General features: G+C 58.8%; 23 protein-coding genes. 14 read left to right on the forward strand and 9 right to left on the reverse strand.

What is annotated here, in order from left to right; genetic code table 11:
• The first annotated feature begins 80 nt into the window (after positions 1–80).
• The gene (locus AC0JZ8_RS23665; protein ID WP_471893737.1) at positions 81–3,269 is read left to right on the forward strand and encodes a glycosyltransferase; all 3,189 of its coding nucleotides are present in this window, start codon (positions 81–83) and stop codon (positions 3,267–3,269) included.
• Positions 3,266–5,503 carry a glycosyltransferase gene (locus AC0JZ8_RS23670; protein ID WP_471893738.1) on the forward strand — a complete coding sequence of 746 codons (2,238 nt, stop codon included), beginning with the start codon at positions 3,266–3,268 and terminating at the stop codon, positions 5,501–5,503. Before AC0JZ8_RS23665 ends, AC0JZ8_RS23670 begins: the two co-directional genes overlap by 4 nt.
• Before the next feature lie 85 nt (positions 5,504–5,588).
• Here AC0JZ8_RS23670 and AC0JZ8_RS23675 read toward each other — a convergent pair whose 3' ends face one another.
• A complete protein-coding gene (locus tag AC0JZ8_RS23675) occupies positions 5,589–6,269 on the reverse strand; it encodes a sugar transferase (protein WP_281401120.1) in 681 nt (226 codons plus the stop codon).
• 1,096 nt (positions 6,270–7,365) lie between these two features.
• Between AC0JZ8_RS23675 and AC0JZ8_RS23680 the strand changes: the two genes are divergently transcribed.
• Positions 7,366–7,506: a hypothetical protein gene (locus AC0JZ8_RS23680; protein WP_156461709.1), complete on the forward strand. Its 141-nt coding sequence runs from the start codon at positions 7,366–7,368 to the stop codon at positions 7,504–7,506.
• A 14-nt stretch (positions 7,507–7,520) separates the two neighbouring features.
• Here the strand turns inward: AC0JZ8_RS23680 and AC0JZ8_RS23685 are convergent, their stop codons facing one another.
• Positions 7,521–8,186 carry a DUF6030 family protein gene (locus tag AC0JZ8_RS23685; protein WP_471893874.1) on the reverse strand — a complete coding sequence of 222 codons (666 nt, stop codon included), beginning with the start codon at positions 8,184–8,186 and terminating at the stop codon, positions 7,521–7,523.
• A 423-nt stretch (positions 8,187–8,609) separates the two neighbouring features.
• On the reverse strand, positions 8,610–8,816 hold the full coding sequence (locus AC0JZ8_RS23690; RefSeq protein ID WP_471893739.1) for a hypothetical protein: 207 nt from the start codon (positions 8,814–8,816) through the stop codon (positions 8,610–8,612).
• Between the two features lie 272 nt (positions 8,817–9,088).
• Between AC0JZ8_RS23690 and AC0JZ8_RS23695 the strand changes: the two genes are divergently transcribed.
• The 6 genes from AC0JZ8_RS23695 to AC0JZ8_RS23720 all read left to right on the forward strand — a co-directional run bounded on the left by AC0JZ8_RS23695 (position 9,089) and on the right by AC0JZ8_RS23720 (position 13,718).
• Positions 9,089–9,862 (forward strand): amino acid ABC transporter substrate-binding protein, encoded by a 774-nt coding sequence (locus AC0JZ8_RS23695; RefSeq protein ID WP_113110284.1) that lies wholly within the window; start codon positions 9,089–9,091, stop codon positions 9,860–9,862.
• Between the two features lie 94 nt (positions 9,863–9,956).
• On the forward strand, positions 9,957–10,637 hold the full coding sequence (locus AC0JZ8_RS23700; RefSeq protein ID WP_062458746.1) for an amino acid ABC transporter permease: 681 nt from the start codon (positions 9,957–9,959) through the stop codon (positions 10,635–10,637).
• Positions 10,634–11,395, forward strand: coding sequence for an amino acid ABC transporter ATP-binding protein (locus AC0JZ8_RS23705; protein WP_062458743.1), 762 nt, complete (start codon positions 10,634–10,636; stop codon positions 11,393–11,395). The genes AC0JZ8_RS23700 and AC0JZ8_RS23705 overlap by 4 nt, the downstream gene beginning before the upstream one ends.
• Before the next feature lie 78 nt (positions 11,396–11,473).
• Complete coding sequence (locus AC0JZ8_RS23710; protein WP_471893740.1) at positions 11,474–12,010, forward strand: hypothetical protein; 537 nt, start codon at positions 11,474–11,476, stop codon at positions 12,008–12,010.
• A 182-nt stretch (positions 12,011–12,192) separates the two neighbouring features.
• Positions 12,193–13,299 (forward strand): PAS domain-containing protein, encoded by a 1,107-nt coding sequence (locus AC0JZ8_RS23715; RefSeq protein WP_113110107.1) that lies wholly within the window; start codon positions 12,193–12,195, stop codon positions 13,297–13,299.
• Between the two features lie 11 nt (positions 13,300–13,310).
• Entirely contained in the window at positions 13,311–13,718 is a 408-nt protein-coding gene (locus tag AC0JZ8_RS23720) for a response regulator (protein WP_471893741.1), read from the forward strand.
• Positions 13,719–13,852: 134 nt separating this feature from the next.
• Here the strand turns inward: AC0JZ8_RS23720 and AC0JZ8_RS23725 are convergent, their stop codons facing one another.
• Positions 13,853–14,257, reverse strand: a complete 405-nt coding sequence (locus tag AC0JZ8_RS23725) for a host attachment family protein (protein WP_062458727.1) — start codon at positions 14,255–14,257, stop codon at positions 13,853–13,855.
• 199 nt (positions 14,258–14,456) lie between these two features.
• Positions 14,457–14,792 (reverse strand): hypothetical protein, encoded by a 336-nt coding sequence (locus AC0JZ8_RS23730; RefSeq protein WP_062458725.1) that lies wholly within the window; start codon positions 14,790–14,792, stop codon positions 14,457–14,459.
• Between the two features lie 276 nt (positions 14,793–15,068).
• Here AC0JZ8_RS23730 and AC0JZ8_RS23735 point away from each other — a divergent pair, with 276 nt between their 5' ends.
• From AC0JZ8_RS23735 to AC0JZ8_RS23745, 3 genes are all read left to right on the forward strand, one after another.
• Positions 15,069–15,269: a hypothetical protein gene (locus tag AC0JZ8_RS23735; protein WP_062576573.1), complete on the forward strand. Its 201-nt coding sequence runs from the start codon at positions 15,069–15,071 to the stop codon at positions 15,267–15,269.
• 46 nt (positions 15,270–15,315) lie between these two features.
• On the forward strand, positions 15,316–16,197 hold the full coding sequence (locus tag AC0JZ8_RS23740; RefSeq protein ID WP_471893742.1) for an MBL fold metallo-hydrolase: 882 nt from the start codon (positions 15,316–15,318) through the stop codon (positions 16,195–16,197).
• Positions 16,198–16,341: 144 nt separating this feature from the next.
• Positions 16,342–16,551, forward strand: coding sequence for a hypothetical protein (locus tag AC0JZ8_RS23745; protein ID WP_430244696.1), 210 nt, complete (start codon positions 16,342–16,344; stop codon positions 16,549–16,551).
• Between the two features lie 32 nt (positions 16,552–16,583).
• Here the strand turns inward: AC0JZ8_RS23745 and otnC are convergent, their stop codons facing one another.
• From otnC to AC0JZ8_RS23760, 3 genes are read right to left on the reverse strand one after another with little or no spacing between them, the layout of a single operon-like run.
• Positions 16,584–17,231 (reverse strand): 3-oxo-tetronate 4-phosphate decarboxylase, encoded by a 648-nt coding sequence (gene otnC / locus AC0JZ8_RS23750; protein WP_062458713.1) that lies wholly within the window; start codon positions 17,229–17,231, stop codon positions 16,584–16,586.
• A complete protein-coding gene (otnK, locus tag AC0JZ8_RS23755; RefSeq protein ID WP_471893743.1) occupies positions 17,228–18,490 on the reverse strand; it encodes a 3-oxo-tetronate kinase in 1,263 nt (420 codons plus the stop codon). Before otnK ends, otnC begins: the two co-directional genes overlap by 4 nt.
• A 33-nt stretch (positions 18,491–18,523) precedes the next feature.
• Positions 18,524–19,567, reverse strand: coding sequence for a LacI family DNA-binding transcriptional regulator (locus AC0JZ8_RS23760; protein ID WP_471893744.1), 1,044 nt, complete (start codon positions 19,565–19,567; stop codon positions 18,524–18,526).
• Positions 19,568–19,690: 123 nt separating this feature from the next.
• Here AC0JZ8_RS23760 and ltnD point away from each other — a divergent pair, with 123 nt between their 5' ends.
• Together ltnD and otnI are read left to right on the forward strand one after the other, a co-directional pair.
• The gene (gene ltnD / locus AC0JZ8_RS23765) at positions 19,691–20,605 is read left to right on the forward strand and encodes an L-threonate dehydrogenase (protein WP_325264411.1); all 915 of its coding nucleotides are present in this window, start codon (positions 19,691–19,693) and stop codon (positions 20,603–20,605) included.
• Between the two features lie 4 nt (positions 20,606–20,609).
• On the forward strand, positions 20,610–21,377 hold the full coding sequence (gene otnI, locus AC0JZ8_RS23770) for a 2-oxo-tetronate isomerase (protein ID WP_471893745.1): 768 nt from the start codon (positions 20,610–20,612) through the stop codon (positions 21,375–21,377).
• A 41-nt stretch (positions 21,378–21,418) separates the two neighbouring features.
• Here the strand turns inward: otnI and AC0JZ8_RS23775 are convergent, their stop codons facing one another.
• The gene (locus AC0JZ8_RS23775) at positions 21,419–22,465 is read right to left on the reverse strand and encodes a LysR family transcriptional regulator (RefSeq protein ID WP_471893746.1); all 1,047 of its coding nucleotides are present in this window, start codon (positions 22,463–22,465) and stop codon (positions 21,419–21,421) included.
• Positions 22,466–22,469 lie beyond the last annotated feature (4 nt).

Consider the following 22,469-nt stretch of genomic DNA (forward strand, 5'->3'; position numbering starts at 1 on the left):
AAACGACATTCTGGTGCATTCCGAGCGTGACTAGGATGCCGCGGATAGTCCTTGCGACGGATAGCCTGGACCCATCCGGGATGGGCGAGCATATGCTTGCCTTGGCGCGCGGGCTGTGCGGGCAGGCTGATGTGTTCATTGCGCTATTGTCGGAAGACCGGGCAGGATTGCTCCCGCGCGCTGCCCGTCTCGGCCTCGGCATCAAACTTGCGGATGACGTCGATGACTTTGCCCACTGGCTGTCCGGCAGCAATGTCGACCTCCTGCATGTCCATGCGGGGATCGGATGGGAGGGGCACGCGCTGGTCAAGGCCGCGAACCGAGCCGGTATCCCGGTCATTCGCACGGAGCATCTTCCTTATCTCCTCACCGACCGCGACCAGCAGGACGAGTATCAGCGACGCACGCGGGATGTCGCCCATCACGTCGTGGTTTCGGAAGCCTCCCGGGACAGTTTTCGCGGGCACATTGCGCCCGACCGACTGACAGTTATCCGCAACGGTATCTTCGTGCCGCAGCAGACGGCAACAGGCGACGCACTTCGTCGGGACCTCGATGTGCGTGACGAGATCGTGCTCGTGACCATTGCCCGGTTGACCGCGCAGAAGGATCACAAGACCCTCCTCGAGGCCATGCCGCAGATTCTGGAGGCGCACCCCTCCTTGTGCCTTCTTCTGGTCGGATCCGGCGAGGAACGCGTGAGGCTCGGGGCTTTGGCGGATGAGCTCGGCATCTCCGACCGCATTCGATTTACCGGACATCGCCCGGATGTCGCCAACATCATCGCTCTTGGCGACCTCTTCGTTCTGCCATCGCTGTTCGAAGGCCTGCCGCTTGCGGTGCTCGAGGCGATGTCGCTCGGCTGCCCGGTCGTTGCCACCCGGATCGGCGGCACCGTCGAGGCGCTCGGGGAGGACCATCCGCTTTTCGCCACACCCGGCAGTTCCGCTTCAATGGCCTCTGTCGTCATCGCGGCGCTTTCGGATCGGCAGAGACTTGCGCATGTCGCCGAGGCTGCGCGCGTCCGCTTCGACAATCACTTTTCCGCACATCGCATGGCGAGGGAAACGAGAGCGGTCTACGACCGGTTCATTTCCCAGCCTGCCAATCTCATGCAAAAGGACCTATCCATGCAGAAGACACGCCTCGCCTTTATCGGCGTTGGAGGTATCGCGCACCGCCATCTCGATGTCATCTCCGGCTTCGACGATGTGGAACTCGTCGGGTTCGCGGATCCGGATATCGGCCGCGCCGATCAGGCCGCAGCGCGCTTCGGAGCGAAATCCTTCGCCCACCACCGCGACATGCTGGACGCCGTCCGCCCCGATGCCGTCTATGTCTGCGTGCCGCCGTTTGCGCACGGGGAACCGGAGCGAGACCTGATCGAGCGCGGCATTCCTTTCTTCGTCGAAAAGCCGGTTTCGCTCGACATCGAGACGGCCGAAGAGATCTCGGCTGCCGTGACGGCGAAGGGTCTCGTGACCGGCGTCGGCTACCACTGGCGCTACCTCGACATCGTCGATGAGGCCCGCAATCTCCTAAAGGACAATCCCGCCCAGCTTCTGTCCGGCTACTGGCTGGATAGCACGCCTCCGCCGCAGTGGTGGTGGAAGCAGGACAAGTCCGGCGGACAGATGGTGGAGCAGGCGACCCATCTTCTCGACCTTGCGCGTTTTCTTGTTGGTGAGGTGACCGAGGTTTACGGACGTGCCGGTCACACGGACAGGCCCGAATTTCCCGGCCTCGACGTGCCCACCGTGACGACGGCCACTCTGACATTCGAAACCGGCGTCGTCGCAAACGTTGCCTCCACCTGCCTTCTCGGCTGGAGCCATCGCGTCGGGCTTCACATCTTCGCAGACCGTCTCGCAATCGAGCTTACCGACCGCGACATCATGGTGGATGTCGGCCGAGGCCGGCCGGTCCGTGGCGCAGACGGCGACCCCGTGTGGCGCGAAGACCGCGACTTCATCGATGCCGTTCGCGGCGGGGAAAACCGGATCCGCTGCCCCTATTCCGAAGCACTTGCAACGCACCGGCTGGCGCTGGCTGTCGTTGCCTCTGTGCAGGAAGGCAAGCCGGTTTCGATCGCGCCGCCAGAGATGCGGCAGCCCGAGCCTCTGCCTTTGCAATCCCAGCCTCGGCCGGAAGCACCCGCGCCGGGCTTGGCACCGGGCCACCGGATCATCCGCTCGCTCGGCGTCGAGGCCCCCGGGCGGTCCTATTTCTTCGAATACGAGGAAGGCCCTCCCGGAGATGGCCAGGTTCGGCTCGACACGCTCTACACCGGTCTTTCCGCGGGGACCGAACTGACGTTCCTCAAAAACACCAATCCCTATTTCCGCTCGCGCTTTGACGGCGAGCGCGGGGTGTTTATTGAGAACGAACCGGACCTGCACTATCCGGTCCCGTTCCTCGGCTACATGGAAGTCGCCAGGGTCTCAGAGTCGCGCACAGGCGGTTTTGCGCAAGGCGAGGTGGTCGCATCCGCCTACGGCCATAAATCGGGCCACACGGCCAACCCGTTCCACGATCTTCTGGTGCCGCTACCAGCCGACATCGATCCCGTGCTCGGCGTCCTCGTCGCCCAGATGGGACCGATTGCCGCAAACGGCATTCTGCACGCCGATGCCGAAGCCTATGGAGCTCACGTGCCCTTCCTCGGTGCAGGCGTGAAGGATCGCCCGGTTATTGTGATCGGCGCCGGAACAGTGGGGCTGATGACTGCCCTGTTTGCGAAATCCCTGGGTGCGTCCGAAGTTATCGTGACCGACCCATCGGAGTTCCGCCGTCAAAAAGCGGAAGCGATGGGCCTTCAGGCCATGACCGAGGAGCACGCGTGGCAGCATGCCAAGGCCCGCTGGCATGATGGCGCGATGGGACGCGGTGCAGATCTGGTGTTCCAGACACGTGCGTATTCAGGCAGCCTCAACACGGCGCTGAAAGCCCTGCGGCCGCAGGGCACGGTGATCGACCTTGCCTTCTACCAAGGCGGCGCGGATCAGTTGCGGTTGGGCGAAGAGTTCCACCACAACGGCCTCAACATCCGTTGCGCGCAGATCAACCGCGTTCCGCGTGGTCTTGGTGCGCTCTGGAACCGCGGCCGGCTCGCCCGCGCATCGGTCGATCTTCTCCGGACGCATGGCGACATCATCCGCGAGCAGATGATCACCCACGTCATTCCGATGGACGACGCGCCGGCCTTCCTGACGGACCTGATCGAAAACCGTCCGGAATTCCTGCAGGTTGTCTTCAAGGTGGGCGAATGACACCTGAACCTCAGCCTGTACGGATTCTGTTCGTCTTCGCGTGGTTGGTGGTCGGCGGCGAGGAGACCGAAGTGCGGCTCCTCGCGGCAAACCTCGATCCTGATCTCTACCGGATCGATGTCGTTGCCTGCTTCCGCAAGCCCGGAATGCCGGAGCAGACTCACGAGCAACTGCGGGCGCTCGGGGTCGATGTCGATACGTCGCCTTACGATCTGTCCTTCGAGGACACGGTTGGCTATCTGGCCGGCAAGGTTCCTGGATACGACATCGTCGTTTCCAGCCAGAACGTTGCCGACATCTATCCGGCACTCGAACGGCTCCATCTCCGCCCCCCGCTGATCGAGCATGGCGGTCTTGTTTCGGAGGCGGAAGCTGGCCCGAAGCACCTCACGAACCGGTATGTCGGCGTCTGCCGCTCCATCCGCGACGCGGCTGCGTCAAGAATGCCCGGCCGCGAGCAGCACGCGCTCGAGATACCCTCGATGGTCGATCTCTCCGAGTTCAATTCGGCGAACCGCTCGGTCATGCGGTCAAAGCTTGGGTTCCGGGATGAGCAGGTTGTCATCGGCTGGGTCGGTCGGCTGGATCCGAAAAAGAATGTCGAGGACTTCATCCATGCTGCCGCACTGGTCGTCAGAGATAATGCGTATGCGCAGTTCGTCATTGTCGGCGGACCCGATGCTTTCATGCCGGACTATGCCGATCACTTGAAGGATCTCACCCGCCGGCTGGGCTTGGCGGACAGGGTCACGTTTTTAGGCGATCGCAAGGATGTGGCCGAGCTTCTGTCGGCGTTCGATATATTTGTCTGGCTGTCGCGCGGCGAAGGCATGCCGCATGTCATTGCCGAGGCAGGTGCCGCCGCCCTGCCCGTCATCGCAACACCTGACAACGGCGCCCAGCAGCAGATCGACGACCAGGTCTCCGGCCTCTTCGTGCCCTATAACGATCCGGCCGCCGTCGCTGACAAGATCCGCTTACTTGCGGGCGACGAAGGTTTCCGCCGTTCTCTCGGACAAGCGTTGCGGCGCAAGGTCGAGGCGAGCTACTCGATCGAGGCCGTGTTGCCGCAGTGGACACAGCTTTTCAGCGACGTCCTTGCGGAGAAATCGCCGCAGGGGCCGACCGGCATCTTCAAATCGTTTCTGATGGGCGGTTTCGAATGCTCGACGCATCGACTACGTCCCGCTGACGGCGAAACAACCGGTCGACGCCTGGATATGATTGCGGCAATCGAGCACGATCGCTTTGCGGAGCAGGATTATCGTCAGCTTGCAGGACTTGGAATCCGTACGGTCCGCGATGGTTTTCGCTGGCATCTGATCGAAAAGTCCGGGACGTATGACTGGTCGAGCGTATTGCCGATGATCGAAGCCGCGCAGAAAACCGGCACGCAGGTCATCTGGGACCTCTTACACTACGGATGGCCTGACGATCTCGATATCTGGTCGCCGCAATTTGTCGATCGGTTTGCAGCCTTCGCCGGCGCCTGCGCACGGTTGGTTCGCGACAACACAAGCGAAGTGCCGTTCTATTGCCCCGTCAACGAAATCTCATTCTTCTCGTGGGGCGGCGGAGATGCCGCCTATCTCAACCCGTTCGCGCGTGGTCGAGGATTCGAGCTCAAGGTTCAGCTCGCCCGGGCCGCAATCGCTGCCATGGAGGAAATCCTCTCGGTCGACCCCCGCGCGCGCTTCGTTCACTGCGATCCGGTTATCAATGTCGTGGCGGACCAATCGAGACCTTTCGAGTCCGGCGTTGCTGAAGGTCACAGGCAGTCGCAGTTCCAGGGATGGGACCTCATCGCCGGCCGCATGTGGCCGCAGATCGGCGGTCAGGAGCGGTTTCTCGATATCATTGGCGTCAACTACTATTTCAACAACCAATGGATCCATGGCGGGCCGCCGATCGACATCGGTCATCCCAGCTACAAGCCGCTGAGCAGGATCCTTGCCGAAACCTACGCGCGTTATGGCAAGCCGATTTTGATTGCAGAAACCGGCATCGAGGATGAGCGGCGTGGGCCTTGGTACCGTTATGTCTCGGATCAGGCAAAACGTGCCATGCAGTCCGGTGTCCCGTTCGAGGGGATTTGCCTTTACCCGATCGCCAATCATCCTGGATGGGACGACGGACGGGCTTGTCAGAACGGATTGCTAGCAAGCAGCGTGTCTCTCGGTGGGCGAGCGGTAGATCCCGGACTGTCGTCGGCGATCCAAGGCAGCGTTGATTGAGACCCAACCGCCGAAATATCAAACAAGCGACGGCGGCACCAGTGTGCCGCCGTTTGCTATTGGATCGGTTCGAAGAACGGTTGGCTTAGAAGCCCTTGCCATTCGTCAGTTCCATCCTGATGGTCTGGAGGATGATGTAGACGTCAAGCCAGATCGAGAAATTGGCAACATAATAGAGATCGCATGCGATGCGAGCCCGGGCTTTCGAAGCACGATCCGTTGGCCCTCGCAGGCCGCGCATTTGCGCCAGCCCGGTAAGACCAGGCCGCATGCTGTGTCGCTGGTGATAATCCGGAACGAGTTCCTCATAGGTAACGCCGGCCGCAAGCATGCCGACGGCGTGGCATCTCGGACCGACAAGAGACATGTCCCCTTTGAGCACGTTGATGAGTTGCGGCAGTTCGTCGATATTGGATTTGCGAATGAATTGGCCGACCCGTGTAATTCGGGGATCGTTCCGAGTTGTCTGTGCGACGCCAGACACATCTCCCCGGTCGGTAAACATCGATCTGAACTTATAGATTTTAATTTTGCGACCGTCCTTCCCCCATCGAATCTGGGAAAACAGCGGTGACCCTCTGCTCTCGGCACGGATGATCGCGCATATCAGGACGAACAGGGGAAGAAGCGTAACCAGGGCAATCAGGGATATCAGCACGTCGACTGCGCGCTTGGCCGCAAATTCCCAAGCCGCAGGCTGATCACTATATGTAAGCTTATAATTATCATTCGCCGAACTACCGGCGAGGTACTCACTAGCATCCAGTTGTACCACCAGCTCCACAGCACTCAAGGGAACCATCCAATATACGAGAGTTAATATATGATCGTCTTATCAATACTCCATATCTCGATTCTAAACACGAGTCAGCCCGGAACTTAATAAATGGTTAAATATAAAACAAGCAATATTGCTTTATTATTACATATGAAATTAGATTTGATATGTGGATTCGCAGCAACGTGCGGCGAAACCCTCCGGTTCGTTCGAGAGAACCGTGATATTCTGCGGTCGACGACTTGAGAGATCGATCAAATTATGCGCTGCACAGTTTTGCTATCATTGCCGCAATAATTTCGTCGCTTCCCGCACAGTACGCACATACCGAGATGTGCGTTGCTTCCAAACAGAAATCCCCGGGCGCATGAACGAAGGTTCGGGGAACGCTGCAAAAAAAGGGAACGGGTATACTTACCAAACGGGTAAGACGATCGGGTACAAGATCGACAACGGCAAGATCTGCCTGCAATTTCCGAACGGACAGAAAGATTGCGTAAGCGCCGAAACTGACGGCAAGCGCTCTGAAATGATCATTAGAAAAGGTGATCGCTCCGACCTACAATCAGGCTCTTGCCGCAGCCCTCCTGGACTAGGGTCACATCACTCGCCAACAGCTACGATCCATTCGGCGTGATGTTATTTGTGCCTTTCGTTTTAATCTGAAAAATATACTAGATGTAGATGCAAAATACGGGTGATTAGAGAGGTTGAGATGGCCGCTTTACACGTAATTTCGAAGTTAACTATTGCGACATTACTCCTCGCAGCTTCGCTCGGGGCGTCGGCATACGCGGCGGACATCATTCAGCGGTCGAGGTATAACGAGACGCAACCGAACACACATCTTGTCCGCTCGAGCTACGTCACAGAGGAATGCGAACTGCTTGAGATCACCTACCGAGAACCGCGCCAGATCGAAATCGTCAGGGTCTGTTACCCGCCGATTTTCTGAGCGCGAAGTTTCTCGGCGAGCGTTTTCATGGTCGATCGGCGGGCGCTACAGTTAGGTTCAATTTGACCGATCACACTAACTGTATTCGAACTATTGTGCGGTACATATTCCTCATCTTGTGAGGGAAAAATGTCGCGTCGTTTCAGAAATCTGTCATTTGCTTTCGGTGTCTCCATTGCTCTCTGGGCTGTCATCATCCAGGGCATCAGCCAGATTGCCGAGCACATCGGCACGCCTCACGACACGACTGTCACGGCAAGTATCAAGTAGATACGAAAATCAACTCAGTTTGTGACTTGCTGAGCAGGGGCTTTCGGAAGCGGATACGTTCCAACGAGATTGTATCGACTTTCATCCAGCATTTCCCGCTTATATGAAATGGTTGCCGCCGCAATCTCTCTGCGAAAATCTTGCCCGCGCGCCAAGGCGTCTCCGAGCGAAATGGACAGATACGCATCGAGATCGAGCAAGCGTGCTGCAATTGCGGACGCCTGATAGGCGAGCGCTTCCCGTTCGGACAAAGGTCCGAAGCTTATTTTCAGCCGAAATGTCGCGTTCCCTGCAGCCTCCCTACCCCGGATCTGGACGAATATCGATGACTGACGTCCCAAATCCGCTCCCGTCACGAGATAGCTGCATTCCCATTTGGCGCCACCATCTTCGAGGGTAAACACAGGCTCCACCTCGGCAAGGGCTGCAAGAGTAGCGCACTGCTCGTCAGCACGTATCGGGGCGCGGCCCTTCAAGAGGCGGGCTTTCTTTGCAAAGACCACCGACACCCCCATGCTTGCCTGTGCGGCGGACTGTGTATTGACAAAGGGCACGCTCAGGTTCGCAACGCTGCTTTGCTGGAAACCCAGCCGCAGCAACAAAAGCTTGAGACGCATGTGATCATTGGACAGGAGAAGGCTTGCGCCGATTGCGCTTGAGAAGGCGGCGAACAGGAGCATGAACACGACGAGACCTCCCGGCCCCCGATGCCTTGCCCCTTCCGCAAACCGCCTATCGTTGTAATATCTGCTCAAGCCAAGAAAACCTCGTGAGCACTGCAAAAAACAGGAAAGGTACTTAGGAAATAAAAACTGAGAACAATCTGGCGTGCATTAGAATTGCGCGAACCCGACTTTCTTATTTACAAAAATGGCAATATCGATCGTTTTATTATTCTAATATTACGTTGGCACTGACCCGAGCGCATGCGCTAACGGAAAGCATAATATCTCGCTACCGCAGCGCACGCTAGAGGCGTTTTATTATTCAGCTGCTACTAAACGAAGAATGATTCGAGCTTAGACGTGGGTCATCACAGCCTCCGGCCAAAATCCGTTGGCGAGGGCGTTGGTACAGTTCGAAGGCTTTAGATGTTCAGACGCCTAATCCGCCTTATCGTCTGAACTCACCGGCTTGCTGGTTGGCGGCGAAACACCTCCGCCGTGATCGGCCGACCACGTCTGCGGCGAGCTGCTATGAGGCTTTGAATCGCCCGCCGTCTGCTCGCGCTCCGGGCTATGCTCGCCCTGCGGGCTCCCTTCCGCCTGTGCCTCCTCATTGCCGGTTACGTCGCGTTTTTCGTCGGGCATGATGTTGCTCCTGTTCGGCGAAACAACAGCTAGAGAACGCAAGGGTTCCGCCCGGGTCTTCCGGGACAGCAGATTGCGGCACGATGGCGTCTTGCCGGAAATCCTGCGCGAAGGCTGTGTCGTGGTTGCGTCGGGTCATGCGCGAAGAAAAATGAGCAAAATAATCTCATTTGCCTGTTTTATTTGCTCGATCCTCTCCTCCAACAGCACAGGTTTTCCTAGATAACACCGCATCGAAAGGCCATCAGGCCTGATGCCCGAAAGGAATGACCATGAACTGGCTGAAATCCATCGCTGCTGCCGCCATGCTGCAGGCCGTTGCCATCACCCCATCTGTCGCTGGCGAAAACCTCGACCAGATCAAGGCCGCCGGCGTTATCAAGATCGGGACGGAAGGCACCTATGCCCCCTTCACTTTCCACGACAGCGCCAACAAGCTGACCGGCTTCGACGTCGAGATCGGCGAGGCTGTCGCCAACAAGCTTGGCGTGAAGGCAGAATTCATCGAAGGCAAGTGGGATGGCCTCATCGCTGGCATCGATGCCAAACGCTATGATGCCGTCATCAATCAGGTCGGCATCACCGAAGCCCGCAAGCAGAAATATGCCTTCTCCGACCCCTATATCGCGTCCAAGGCCGTGCTGATCGTTCGCAGCAATGATGAGGAGATCAAAGGGTTCGAAAGCCTAAAGGGCAAGAAGTCGGCACAGTCGCTGACCAGCAACTTCGGCAAGCTGGCCGAGGCGTCTGGAGCAGAGCTCGTCGGCACCGACGGCTTTGACCAGTCGATACAGCTGGTTCTGACCCGCCGCGCCGATGCCACGATCAACGACAGCCTCTCCTTCCTCGATTTCAAGAAGAAGCAGCCTCAGGCTCCCGTGAAGATCGTTGCCGAAAAGGCGGATGCGGATTTCTCCGGCATCATCGTTCGCAAGGGCGACGACGAGCTGGTTTCAGCCATCAACAAGGCGCTCGCCGACATCAAGGCGGACGGAACCTACAAGACGATTTCTGACAAGTATTTCGGTCAGGACGTCTCGAAGTAAGAACGGACTGTTCCGTTCTTGAAACTGCGCCATATGTATTGAGATCAGAGCGCTCGGCGACCATCGCCGGGCGTCATATGTTTTGAGGTTCGCCGTGCCGCACTGGCTTCAATTGATGATCGATTCGTTGCCGACACTTCTGTGGGCCGGCGTGAAATTTACGATCCCGCTGACACTCCTTTCCTTTGTGCTGGGCCTATCGCTGGGGCTTGTCACCGCGGTCGCACGGTTGTTCGGGCCGTGGCCGGTTTCAGCAATCGCTCGCTTCTATGTATGGATCATTCGCGGTACACCACTCCTTGTGCAGCTCTTCGTCATCTTCTACGGCCTGCCGAGTGTGGGAATTCTGCTTGATGCCTTTACGGCGGCCCTGATCGGCTTTACGCTCAATGTCGGTGCCTACACGTCGGAAATCATCCGTGCAGCCATCTCCTCCGTCCCCAAGGGTCAGTGGGAAGCCGCCTATTCCACCGGCATGAACTGGCGCCAGGCGATGCGGCGCACGATCCTGCCGCAGGCAAGCCGGGTATCCGTGCCGCCTCTGTCAAACACGTTCATATCGCTGGTCAAGGATACCTCGCTTGCCGCGGCAATCACGGTGCCCGAACTTTTCCAGTCCGCGCAGCGTATCGTTGCCACGACGTATGAGCCGCTCATCCTCTATATCGAGGCCGCCATCATCTATCTCGCTTTGAGCTCCATCCTGTCTCACCTGCAGTCCCGGCTCGAATTTCGCTTTGCCCGATACGGCGGCATGCTGGAGGCCAACCGATGATCGAACTGTCGCATATCGAAAAGCGTTTCGGCGACGCCGTCATTCTGAAGGATATCTCTCTCAGCTTTCCGGAGGGCAGCGTTTCGGCTCTGGTCGGACCGTCGGGCGGCGGCAAGAGTACCTTGCTCCGCTGCATCAACCTCCTGGAGCAACCGACCGCCGGAAGCGTGCGCATCGGCGCTGAGAGCGTCGACTTTGCACCCGGCCGCAAGGCGCCGTGGCAATCCATTCAGAAAGTGCGCAGCCAGACGGGAATGGTGTTTCAGAACTTCCAGCTTTTCCCACATCGCACGGCCATCGAAAACGTCATGGAAGGGCTGCTTGTCGTCCAGAAATGGTCCCGCGAAAAAGCCAGGGCGCGCGCCATGGAATTGCTGACGAAAGTCGGCATGGAACACAAGGCCGATGCCTGGCCCGCCAATCTCTCAGGCGGCCAGCAGCAGCGTGTGGCAATTGCGCGGGCGCTCGCGCCCTCGCCGAAGGTTCTTTTGTGCGACGAACCGACTTCGGCGCTTGACCCGGAGCTTTCCGCCGAGGTCGTCGACGTGCTCGGCACCCTTGCCAAAGAGGGCACGACCATGGTGATGGCGACGCACGATCTGCGACTTGCCTCGCAGGTTGCCAATCTCGTTGTCTTTCTCGAGGCGGGGCAGGTCGTCGAGATCGGCAGCGCCGAACAGGTCTTTCGCAACCCTGTCCACGAACGCACACGTCAGTTCGTGTCGTCGATCAACGCCGCGCAGACCTTCTCGGCGTAGCCATTCCGGTGCTGCACGCCACTGCTGAAACCGCGTGCGGCCGTTGTTTGCATATTCAAAGACAGGGGTTGCCGAGCGATGACACAGACACGACCGCCACTCGATCCCCTCACCCAGGCGACGGTCACGATCGCCTGGGTGATCGTATTCAACAAGCCATTCTATCCCGTCTATGTCTGGTATCTCGTCGGCAATGGCGTGGCTGCGTCATGCGCTACCTTGCTTGCCGCCCCCCTGTTTCTCGCGATCCCTTTCATTGCTCGCCAATCACCTTTCATGGCGCGGTTGGCGTTGCCAATCGTCGGCACGCTCGACACGTTGTTCGAGACAAAACTGTTCGGGCATGGTTCGGGGACGGCGCTTTTTTTTGGTGCCTGCTTCATGCTTTCCGCACTGTCCTTTTTTGCCCAGGAGAAGTGGTGGCAGCGCAGCATGGCGGCCTTTGTCTTCGCTGTGTTTCTATTCTCGCAGTATTTTCTCGGTCCTCCATTGCGGGTTTGGAGCGATCCTGACCTTGCCATCCTGCTCAGGCTCAACATGTTCTCGGTCGCATGCCTGACGGCCTTTATCGCCATACGTTATGCCGGTCTTGAGACGAGACGTGAGCGCCACTAACCATTTGTAATCCCGCGACTGCACAGTGCCTAATCTCCGCAACATCTCGAAACACGGAATTTTCAGGTTTTTCCTAGAGAATGGAGCGGATTGCTGACGACCGTCAATTTTAACAGGATGTCGGAACCTGTCCGCGGTTAAAGCATTATTTTTCGCAACGCTTATGAGGGGCGACGGACTTTATGGCTGTGGAAAAAGATGTTCGCGGCGCACGAGACGCAGGCGACCGGCTAATCGCCGCCCACGCATCCGGAGATCCGTTCGCAGCAGCTTTCAAAGCAACACGCATGCCGATGATCATCACCGATCCACGCCAGGTCGATAACCCGATCATCTTTTCCAATCGGGCGTTCTCGAAGTTAACCGGGTACTCGGCGCAGGAACTTGTTGGGCGCAACTGCCGCCTCTTACAGGGTCCGCAAACTGACCCTGCGGCCGTTGCCAAAATTCGGGAAGCGGTGTCGCAAGAGCGGGATCTTGCGATCGACATTCTCAACTACCGGCGAGACGGCACGACCTTCTGGAATGCTCTCTTCGTCAGCCCGGTTCGAAACGAAAATGGGCAAGTCATCTACTTCTTCGCGTCTCAGTTGGACTTTACCAACATCAAGAGCAAAGAGGCAGAGTTAGCGGCGGCTCGGCATATCGCGGAAGAGGAAGTCGCAAGGCGCACAGCGGACCTGACGGACGCGCTGACAACAAAGACCGCGCTCGTTCACGAAGTCGACCACCGCGTCAAAAACAATCTCCTCACCATCGCCTCGATCGTCAAGCTCCAGGCGCGGATGGCGGAGGACGAGGTAGCAAAGCGGACCCTGTTTTCCGTCCTCAGCCGCGTCGAAGCGCTGAGCACTGTTCACCGTAAGCTTCTGAATGACGATGATGTCGGCCATTTCGATGTTGCAGAGTTCGCAGGCGACCTCATCGTTGATGTGGTCGGCGCGCTTAGGCGATCTGACATTGTGATGACAACCGACCTGCACGAAGTCATCGTCCCGGCTGACAAGGCATCACCTCTCGCTCTTATCTTGAACGAGCTGATCGGTGATGTCGTTCGACGCGGCTTGAGCGATGGCGGCGGCGAAATTCACCTGGAAGTGAGACGCCTGAACGGACACTTCTTGGTAAGGGTCGTCGACACGGTCACCCCCGTTGTCTTTGACCAGCGCGAACACGACTTCGGCAGACTGATGCTGGAGACCTGTGCCAGGCAGCTGGGCGCTGAAATCGAACGGAAAACGGATGGCAAGCGCACAGAAGTGAGCGTTACCCTGATGGTCAATGAGTAAGGAACAGAATTTTGCGCGTGATGATCGTGGAAGACGAGGCGCTGCTGGCGCTCGAACTTGAAACTGAGGTCGAGGCTGCGGGTCACGATGTTATCGGCCAGGCGGCTTCAAGCTCGACCGCATACGAACTTGCTGAAAAGACTGCGCCTGACTTCGCTTTCGTCGACATCCAACTTCTTGATGGCCCGACAGGGATCGACGTCGGAAAATTCCTTGCTTCGAAAAACGTCCCTTACATATTTGTTTCAGGAAATTTGAAGCGGATCCCGGACGATTTTGCAGGCGCGCTCGGCGCAATCGAGAAGCCGTACACGATGAACGGACTGCAGAACGCCTTGGATTATCTGGCGCTACGGGTCGAAGGTGGGGAAGTACCGAGCCCCCCTCCTGGCCTAATCCTGGCCTCCGAGGTCGCCTGACTGTTTAGAAGCGTGGGCGCCGCCCTTTCTAACAGTGTCCATCTATCCGCAGACATCGGATACTGATGGCCTTCACTTCTCGAAAGTAGGGCCCCGCTGCTGCAGGGCCTCCACTTCTGGTGCTGTTGTAGCGATCAGGCTGCAGCCAGCGCCTTTTCGATATCCTGGATCGAATGGCCCGTAAGGTCCTTGTCGAGTTCGCCAATCAGAACGTCAGACAGCGACTTGTGGTAGCTCTTGCGCATTTCACCGAGTGTGCGGGGCGCCGCCACGACAACAAGATTTTTGATCTTTCCATCCAGCACATGCTTGTTCAGCATGTCGGCAATGCCGTTGCTGAAACCGTCTTCGTCCTGCTGGCTGTCATCCGGGTTTGCGGAGCTGCTGGAATGGCGCGCACCGGAAGAGATTTTCGAGCTGTCGATGTCCGTGGCCGGCATCGCTCTCAGCTTGACGTTTGCCGCGTCACCTTCATTCTTGAAAAGGCTGAGCTTTTCGCCATCGGCAACGGCAACGATCGTGTTCTGTGGTAGCTGCATAAGGGTCTCCATAGTCAGCACCGCCTGCTTCCTTCGAGGAACCAGCCGGTGCATGTTTCGAGGCCTACAGTAATCCCGCAGCGGCGGATCGGTTCCGAGCAAACGACGTGGATAGCGCTGAGTTATCTGATCCTTGACACCCGCCGTACCTGACGGAACTGTCGCAAATCCGGCACCAACTGCGACGCGGCTCCGTCGGCTACTGCGCGGTAAAAAACGTCAGAAGCACTTTTCCTTTTTCGCCCAGAAGGCAGACGAAACGATCAGGCTTACCGGTTTCGCCGCCGCGTGCGATATAGGCATCGCCCATGACGACGGTCTTCACCGCGACATTCTCGACCTTGGTATCCGCGGAGCTCACGGCCAGGGTTTCCATGTCGAGCACCAGGTCGGTGATGGCGGACGATTTTTCCTGCAGCGCCAGCAAGCCGGTCGACTGGCATGCCTGGGCTGCCTCGTCGTTGTTCGTCTGCGCGTAGGTTGCTCCGGCGGTGAGGCAAAGAGCGGCAAAGGCGGTCACGGAAAGTCGTTTCATAAGGGCCCCCAAGAAAAGTCGGCATTGACTGCGACCTCGAATGCATTTGACCTCGATTTGTTCCCTTCGATCCTGAGGCTAAGCCGCGCCGATTGTGGCACGACAGGATACGCATGGCGTGGTGGCCTTATCGATTTCCTGCGCCGATCAAGCACTCGGCTGCCGCTCGGTCATGATTAGGCGTTTGAGCGTGTACCTGTTAGACCTTTGCCAACGGATCGACCGTCATGACATCGCGCTGACCGTCGTGTCAGCTTTCAAGAAAGAGAGATCGATATGGGTTGGAAAACGCCAAAGGTCGAATACGTGAACGGTTACAAGATCGTCGAGGTCGATGGGCCATCCTTCAAGGTGTACGAAGGCGATCGCCAGTTGGGCGATGACTTCCCTTATTCCGGCGAGGCTGCGGCTCTCGCGAATTCTCTGCCGAAGCTGGATATGCCGAAACCTAGTCATGGGTTGCCCTCGTTCCGCTGACGGCGGGCCATCGCCTTTTCAAGTGATGCATCGCAAGGGATTGGCGATGGATATTTCGGTTCGGCTCACGACTTACCCTGGCCTCGATGATCGGATTGTCATCGTGAGGGCTGGCGACGAGGTCGATGCCGTCTTCGTGCGGACCGATCGGTTCAATGTCCTTGTCGATACGCTTGGCACCCCATCCCTGTGTCGGGAGGCGCTGGCACTGCTCGACGACCAGATGGGCGATCGGCCTCTGTTGGTTATCAACTCCCATATGGACTGGGACCACTTTTGGGGCAATTCCGGGCTTGGCGATCGCATACCGATCATCGCGCACGCCAAGGCGCTGGAGCGGCTGAACGATCCCGCTGCACGAGATAAGCTGGTCGAAAAACAGCGCGACGGACGATTTCGGGATGTCGAGATTGTTGCCCCCAATATATGCTTCACTGGCGAGAGCATGATCCTGGATGGCGGCGATCTGGTCCTCGAATTGCTTCACACGCCCGGACATACGCCGGATCATGTCGCGGTCTGGATCCCTTCCATCCGAACCTGTCTTGCGGTCGATGCCGTCGAGTGGCCGATCCCCGAGGTCTGGAGCAAGGATCCTCACGATCTCAAGGCGCTTTGCTGCTCGTTGAAAACAATCCGTGATCTTGATGCCCGCCACGTCGTTCTAGCTCACGGCCAGACCTCCGCACCGTCGATCGTCGAAGCGAACCTTGCTTACTTCTCACGACTGCACGACCGCATCGCCGCTCTTGACGGCCCCGCGTTGGCCAATGCTGATCTCGACCAGAAAGACGGCTTGCGCCTGCGGGACTTCCTGAGCCTGCCAGAGGATATGCCGGGCGAAACGGTAGCGTTTTACGAACGCTGCCATCGGTCCAACCTTTATGCGACAGCGGAAGCCCGGAAGGCCGGTGTCGCTTATATCTGAACCGTCCATCCTCCGGCACACGTGTTTGCTCGAACCGGACGGAGCGAGAGCACAATCTTCGTTCCCCTTTGCGAGTATCAGGCTGATCGTCACGGAACTCCTGCTCTTGCTACCTGTTGGATAGGACAGAAAAGGAGCACTGCAATGAGTAAACCGGAAGACGATGCAAAGGGTCAGTACGCCCCGTCCCAGGCCGATCGCAAGGCGACAGGGGTTCACAGCGCAAAGCCGACAGTCGTAACGGGCTCTGAGGACGCGACCGTTCACCGCGATGCGCCGGGAAAGAAATCCGAAAAGGATTTTGATCTCAACTATGATTCCAAGGACATGAACGAAGGCAGTTTCCGCGGCTGAAGCACAGCACGCGGTCACCTACCCCAGCAGGATCAGCCGTGGCGCTCCATAAGATCGTCACGCTGCTCCTGCGTCAGTGGCCTGATTTTCTCGCCACGCAGCATCAGGAACAGTTTCGCCGTTTCTTCGAGCTCCTCGGTCGCGTATTGCGCCTCGCGCAGCGATTTCCCGGCAACTACCGGCCCGTGATTGGCGAGCAGGACGGCGTGACTGTCGCGAGCACGCTCCCGCACCGCCTCCGCCAAAGCGGCATCGCCTGGCGGGAAATACGGAGCCATCGGCAGTTTTCCCACCCGCATGACGTAATAAGCCGTCAGTGGCGGAAGAAGATCCTCCGGGTTCAGTCCTTCGATGAGGCTGATCGCGACGGCATTCGTCGAGTGAAGGTGAACGACCGCTGACGCCGTGCTGCGTTCGCAATACATGCACTGGTGCAGGAACGCTTCCTTGGTCGGTTTGTCGCCGGAGACATGCACGCCCTCAGCCGAGAATTTCGAAAGGCGCGCCGGATCGAGCGCGCCAAGCGATGCGTTTGTCGGCGTCATCAGCATATCGCCATTCGATAGCCGCGCACTGATGTTGCCGGTCGATCCGAACGTGAAGCACCGGTCGAAAAGCGACTTGCCAACCGTGACGATCTCGTCGCGAAGCTTTGTTTCCTCGGAAAGAACTGCCGTCATTTCAAAAGCTCCCACGCCTTGAGGAAGAAGTCGGCGGTGCCGAAATTGCCGGATTTGAGTGCAAGCGCCATTGGTGCGCCATCACCCATCGTCAGTGTCCAGGGCACACCCGGGTCGATCTCGCGGCCGATAAACAAGGCGGACGGCGCCAGTGCTCCAACGACGGCGCCTGACGTTTCTCCGCCGGCAACGATCAGCCTCCGGACCCCGTTTTCGCGCAGTCCGATGGCGGTTTTTGCGAGGAACTGCTCGACGATCTCGCCAGCCTTTTCCTGTCCAAGGCTGCCTTGGGCCGCCAGAACATCCTTGGGATCGGCGCTCGAGTAGATCAGTGGAACGCCTTCCTGCGCCAGAGCCCATCTGATCGCTTCGTCAACGTCCATACGCCCTTGTGCGATATCGACCGGATCGAGCTTGAGCGTTGACATGCCGGCCTCGATAGCGGCCTTGATCTGGCCCCGTGTCGCCTCTGAACAGGAACCGGCAAGAATGGCGGCCCTCCCGTCCGGCGCCTGAAACTGTCCTGCCGTGATGTCTCGTTGCAAAAGCTTCGCGCGCCGAAAGTTCTCGGGCAGACCGATTGCGATGCCGGAACCGCCGGTGATCAGCGGGAACTCCGCGACTGCCTCACCGATCACGCGCAGATCCTGGTCGGTAATCGCGTCGACGACCACGACGCCGTCACCACGCCGACGCGCCTCGTCGAATGCCGCACGAACGCTCTCGGCACCCTTTGCGACGTTCTCATGTGAGACAAGGCCGACCTGAAGTTTGGATTGTGCCGCCATCAGACGCACCAGCGACGAATCCGTCATCGGCGTCAGGGGGTGATGGCGCATGGGGCTATCCGACAGCAGTTGATCTGCCACGAAGAGATGACCCTTGTAGATCGTCCGGCGGTTGGCAGGGAAAGCAGGGCAAACGATCGTCAGATCCGTCCCAAGCTCGCGTGCGAGCGCATCGGTAACCGGCCCGATATTGCCCTTCGGCGTCGAATCGAAGGTCGAGCAGTATTTGAAGATGATCTGGCGGGCACCGGCCGTCTTCAGCCAACGCAGTGCCTCGAGCGACATCGCGACCGCCACGTCAGCGGGATTGGTACGGGATTTCAGGGCGACGACGACCGCGTCGACATCGCTCAAATCGAAATCGGCGGGCGGAACGCCCACCGTCTGGATCGTGCGCATGCCCTCCCTCGACAGCATCAGGGCAAGGTCCGTTGCGCCGGTCAAATCATCGGCGATTGCGCCAAGCAGCATATCATTCTCCCGTCTTGAGGATGGGCTCCGCCTTCAGGCGGTTGCCCCCTCTATAATTGAAAATCCCGTGTCAATGATCCGTGCCTCCTGTGGACGCTGAGGCGTCTCCAGCAAGGCTTCGATTGCCGTCTTGCCGATGGCAAAGCGATTGGAAAGCACCGTCGTCAGCGGCTTTGGCAGAACCTGTCCGATCTCGAGCCCGTTGAAGCCCATCAGCGCGAGACCGTCCGGCACCGGCATTCCGGCCGCCATGCAGTGCATGAAACCGCCCACCGCCATGTCGTCGTTGGAAAACGCCGCCGCATCGATGGCGGCACCGTCGGCAAGAAGACTGGCCAGAGCTCGACGTCCTTCGAGCGTCGAACTTGGCGCCTCTGTCCGATACTCTGCGACCAGCGACAGGCCCGTCTCAGACAAACCTTCGCAAAGCCCCTCATACCGTAAACGCGCGCGCCGATCCGCAGTCCAGTCATGGCCGACATAGCCGATCCTCGAATAGCCGCGCTGAACGAGATGGCGTGCCATCGCGCGGCCGGCCTCGCGATGCGACAGGCCGACCGCAAGGTCGATGGGCCGGTCATCGATATCCATCAGTTCGGCGATCCGCACCCGGCTGCCTTCAAGCATGCGTCTTGCGGCCGTGGTATGCTCGAAACCTGTGGTGATGATCGCCGCCGGATGCCAGGCCAGAAGCGACGAAATAATATCCTGCTCGGTCTCGAGACTGTAATCGGTCACACCGATCATCGGGCGATAGGACGTGCCGATCAGCCCAGCATTTATACCCCTGAGCACTTCGGGAAAAACGATGTTCGACAACGACGGCAAGATGACGCCGATGATCGGCGAAGACGAGGACGCAAGCGAACCGGCAGCCCTGTTAGGGACATAGCCGAGTGCGTCGATTGCCGCATTGACGCGGAGCCTTGTCTCCGGTGCGATCGGTCCCTTGTTGCGGATCACGCGCGAGACGGTGTTCTCGCTGACTTTTGCCAGCCGAGCGACATGCGCAAGCGTCGGCGTCTCAGCGGCCGAGGGCACGCTATCGTCTGCAATGGACCTCCCATCCCCGTCCAAGTCGTTCTCTCCTCCATTTATCTCAGCGCTAACATATGTCGCTTGAACAGGGCAAGAGGATGTGGTTGAAAACATGTTAGCGCTGAGATTCTGACTACACAGCGCTTCATGGAGGTGCCGCTCATGTCCAGCCCAACCACTATCGCCATCATTGGCCTCGGCTCAATGGGACTAGGCATGGCACGCTCTGTGCTGAGCGCCGGTCACAAGGTTCGCGGCTTCGACGTCAACCGGGACGCGCTTTCGACCCTCGAAAATGAGGGTGGCGTTGCTGCCTCCTCGCCGGGCGATGCTGTTGAAGGCGCTGACATCGCGGTCGTCGTGGTCGTCAATGCGGCACAGACGGAAACAGTCCTTTTCGGCAAGGCCGGGATCGTCAGCGCGATGCATTCCGGCGGCGTCATCGTCTGCTGCGCCACCGTCTCGCCCAGCGATGCGAAATCCTTCGCCGCACGGACCGAGGCAGCCGGGCTGCTTTATCTCGACGGCCCGATCAGCGGGGGCTCGAAAAAGGCGCATTCGGGAGAACTGACCTTCATGGCATCGGGCTCGCCTGAAGCATTCAAGGCGGCGCGGCCGGCGCTCGATGCGATGGCGGCCACCGTCTACGAGCTTGGCGACCAGCCGGGTGTCGGCTCCTCCTTCAAGATCGTCAATCAGTTGCTGGCAGGTGTCCATATAGCGGCCGCCTGCGAAGCGATCACATTCGCGAAAAGCCTCGATCTCGACATTGCCAGGGTCTTTGACGTCATCACCAAATCGGCTGGCAATAGCTGGATGTTCGAAAACCGCATACCGCATGTGCTCGATGGCGATTACAGCCCTCACAGTGCGGTCTCGATCTTCACCAAGGATCTCGGCATTGTCTCCGACATAGGCCGCCAGCAGAAGTTTCCGCTTCCGATCACCGCGGCCGCATTGCAACTCTTCATCATGACCGAGGCCGCCGGGATGGGTCGCGATGACGACAGTTCGGTTGCGCGGCTGCTCGCCCAGATCACCGGGCTTCACCTGCCCGGCATGCCAGAGAAAGAATAGGCCCATGCCGAAGTTTGCCGCAAACCTGTCGATGATGTTCAACGAGCGACCGTTCCTGGAGCGGTTCGCGGCTGCGGCCACGGCTGGCTTTAGCGCCGTCGAGTATCTCTTCCCTTACGACTATCCAGCCGAGGTCGTCGCCGAGAAGCTTCGTGATGCCGGGCTAAACCAGGCCCTGTTCAACATGCCACCCGGGAATTGGACAGGCGGCGATCGGGGTCTTGCGAGCCTTTCCGACCGGCGCGAGGAGTTCGAGTCGTCGCTGGTCAAGGCAATTGCCTATGGCAAGGCGCTCGGAACGCCGCTTCTTCACATGATGGCCGGGATCGCGCCAGCGGATGATCCCACCGCTGCATCCTGCTATGTGGACAATCTGAAAAAGGCGGCCGCTGCAACGGCCGAAGCCGGTATCGGTCTCGTCATCGAGCCTATCAACAAACGCGATATGCCGGGATATTTTCTCAACGACTTCAATCGCGCATTCGATCTCGTCGCCGATCTCGATCGCCCCAATGTCAGTCTGCAGTTCGACATCTATCACCGCCAGATCATGCATGGAGATGTCATCACAGCCTTGAGGCAGATGGCGCCGCGCATCGGGCATATCCAGATTGCGGCGGTTCCTACCCGGCATGAACCCATGACAGGCGAACTCAACGACCGCATGATCTTCGAAGAGATCGACGCCCTCGGCTATCAGGGTTATGTCGGCTGCGAATACCGGCCTGCGGGAGTAACCGAGGACGGACTGGGCTGGATGAGTTCGATCTGAACCCGGCTCACCCATTTACCGAAGTATGCATCCGGCTTGCATCATCCGTCGCTCGTCAGTTCCGCCCTGATCCGTCGCTGTTCTTGCAGCGCCGTCTGGAGTTGCGTCAAGAACGCCTCGACGCCGGGCGTCATCGGGCGATCTCGACGCGTGACGATCCCGTATGATCCCATCACCGCAGGCAGCGTGACCGGGATCTCGACCAGCAGGTTATGGCGGATGTAGAAGTCCGATACGTCGCCGGGCATCACGGCCAGCATGTCGCTCTCGTGCATCAGCGCCACCATCGTCATCATTGACGAAGTTTCGACGATGTTTTGGGGACCGGACAGTCGCATTTCGGCAAAGACGGGCGCCAGAACCTTTCGCATCGGGCTTCCGGCCGGCAGAAGCGTCCAGGGCCATTCGCCCAGCTCGCGCACCGTGACGGACGACCTGCTCGCGAGCGGATGGTCCCGCCGGCCGACGACTTTCAGCGGTTCGTCGATGAGATCGACGTAATCGAAGTCGTTGCGATCGCCGAGCACGATCGGTCGTGCCAGCAGCACATCGAGGTGACCGTTCAACAGGGAGCCAACGAGCGCATCGCTTGTCCCAGCATCGATCGAGACCTGCAGGCCGGGATGCTCGCGCTTGAGCGCAGCGACAGCCTTTGCCAGCAGAAACGGAACGGCGCTGATGACAGCCCCGATCCGCAACGTGCCGGATGCGCCCGACGACAGCGAATCGAGATCCTCCCTCGTCCGGACGATTTCCATCTGCATGAGCCGCGCATGTCTGATCATCACCTCGCCATAGGGCGTTGCGCGCATGCCCCTGGAACTGCGCTCGAACAGCGGATGGCCGACGGCCGCTTCCAGATCCTGAATCAGTTTCGTCGCCGTCGGCTGCGTCATGTTGAGAGCCGACGCGGCTTTTCGCAGGCTCGCGACCTTTCCAAGCTCGACGAGAAGCAGGAGTTGCGTGCTTTTCAGATGGCGCAGGAGCGACAGCCCGCGGTCGAAACGCTCTGATGTCATTGGCGCAATCCATTTCAGACGGCAGATGCCGTGATCGGAAAAGTCGATCACATGATCTGTATATTTCATTATT

The sequence above is a fragment of the Velazquezella soli genome (assembly GCF_977018685.1).

Coding starts and splice junctions, on each gene's coding strand:
- AC0JZ8_RS23665 (WP_471893737.1), top strand. CDS start 81: ATGGGCGAGCATATGCTTGCCTTGGCGCGCGGGCTGTGCGGGCAGGCT.
- AC0JZ8_RS23670 (WP_471893738.1), top strand. CDS start 3,266: ATGACACCTGAACCTCAGCCTGTACGGATTCTGTTCGTCTTCGCGTGG.
- AC0JZ8_RS23680 (WP_156461709.1), top strand. CDS start 7,366: ATGTCGCGTCGTTTCAGAAATCTGTCATTTGCTTTCGGTGTCTCCATT.
- AC0JZ8_RS23685 (WP_471893874.1), bottom strand. CDS start 8,186: ATGCTCCTGTTCGCCGCCTTCTCAAGCGCAATCGGCGCAAGCCTTCTC.
- AC0JZ8_RS23690 (WP_471893739.1), bottom strand. CDS start 8,816: ATGCCCGACGAAAAACGCGACGTAACCGGCAATGAGGAGGCACAGGCG.
- AC0JZ8_RS23695 (WP_113110284.1), top strand. CDS start 9,089: ATGAACTGGCTGAAATCCATCGCTGCTGCCGCCATGCTGCAGGCCGTT.
- AC0JZ8_RS23705 (WP_062458743.1), top strand. CDS start 10,634: ATGATCGAACTGTCGCATATCGAAAAGCGTTTCGGCGACGCCGTCATT.
- AC0JZ8_RS23710 (WP_471893740.1), top strand. CDS start 11,474: ATGACACAGACACGACCGCCACTCGATCCCCTCACCCAGGCGACGGTC.
- AC0JZ8_RS23715 (WP_113110107.1), top strand. CDS start 12,193: ATGGCTGTGGAAAAAGATGTTCGCGGCGCACGAGACGCAGGCGACCGG.
- AC0JZ8_RS23725 (WP_062458727.1), bottom strand. CDS start 14,257: ATGCAGCTACCACAGAACACGATCGTTGCCGTTGCCGATGGCGAAAAG.
- AC0JZ8_RS23730 (WP_062458725.1), bottom strand. CDS start 14,792: ATGAAACGACTTTCCGTGACCGCCTTTGCCGCTCTTTGCCTCACCGCC.
- AC0JZ8_RS23735 (WP_062576573.1), top strand. CDS start 15,069: ATGGGTTGGAAAACGCCAAAGGTCGAATACGTGAACGGTTACAAGATC.
- AC0JZ8_RS23740 (WP_471893742.1), top strand. CDS start 15,316: ATGGATATTTCGGTTCGGCTCACGACTTACCCTGGCCTCGATGATCGG.
- AC0JZ8_RS23745 (WP_430244696.1), top strand. CDS start 16,342: ATGAGTAAACCGGAAGACGATGCAAAGGGTCAGTACGCCCCGTCCCAG.
- otnC (WP_062458713.1), bottom strand. CDS start 17,231: ATGACGGCAGTTCTTTCCGAGGAAACAAAGCTTCGCGACGAGATCGTC.
- otnK (WP_471893743.1), bottom strand. CDS start 18,490: ATGCTGCTTGGCGCAATCGCCGATGATTTGACCGGCGCAACGGACCTT.
- ltnD (WP_325264411.1), top strand. CDS start 19,691: ATGTCCAGCCCAACCACTATCGCCATCATTGGCCTCGGCTCAATGGGA.
- otnI (WP_471893745.1), top strand. CDS start 20,610: ATGCCGAAGTTTGCCGCAAACCTGTCGATGATGTTCAACGAGCGACCG.
- AC0JZ8_RS23775 (WP_471893746.1), bottom strand. CDS start 22,465: ATGAAATATACAGATCATGTGATCGACTTTTCCGATCACGGCATCTGC.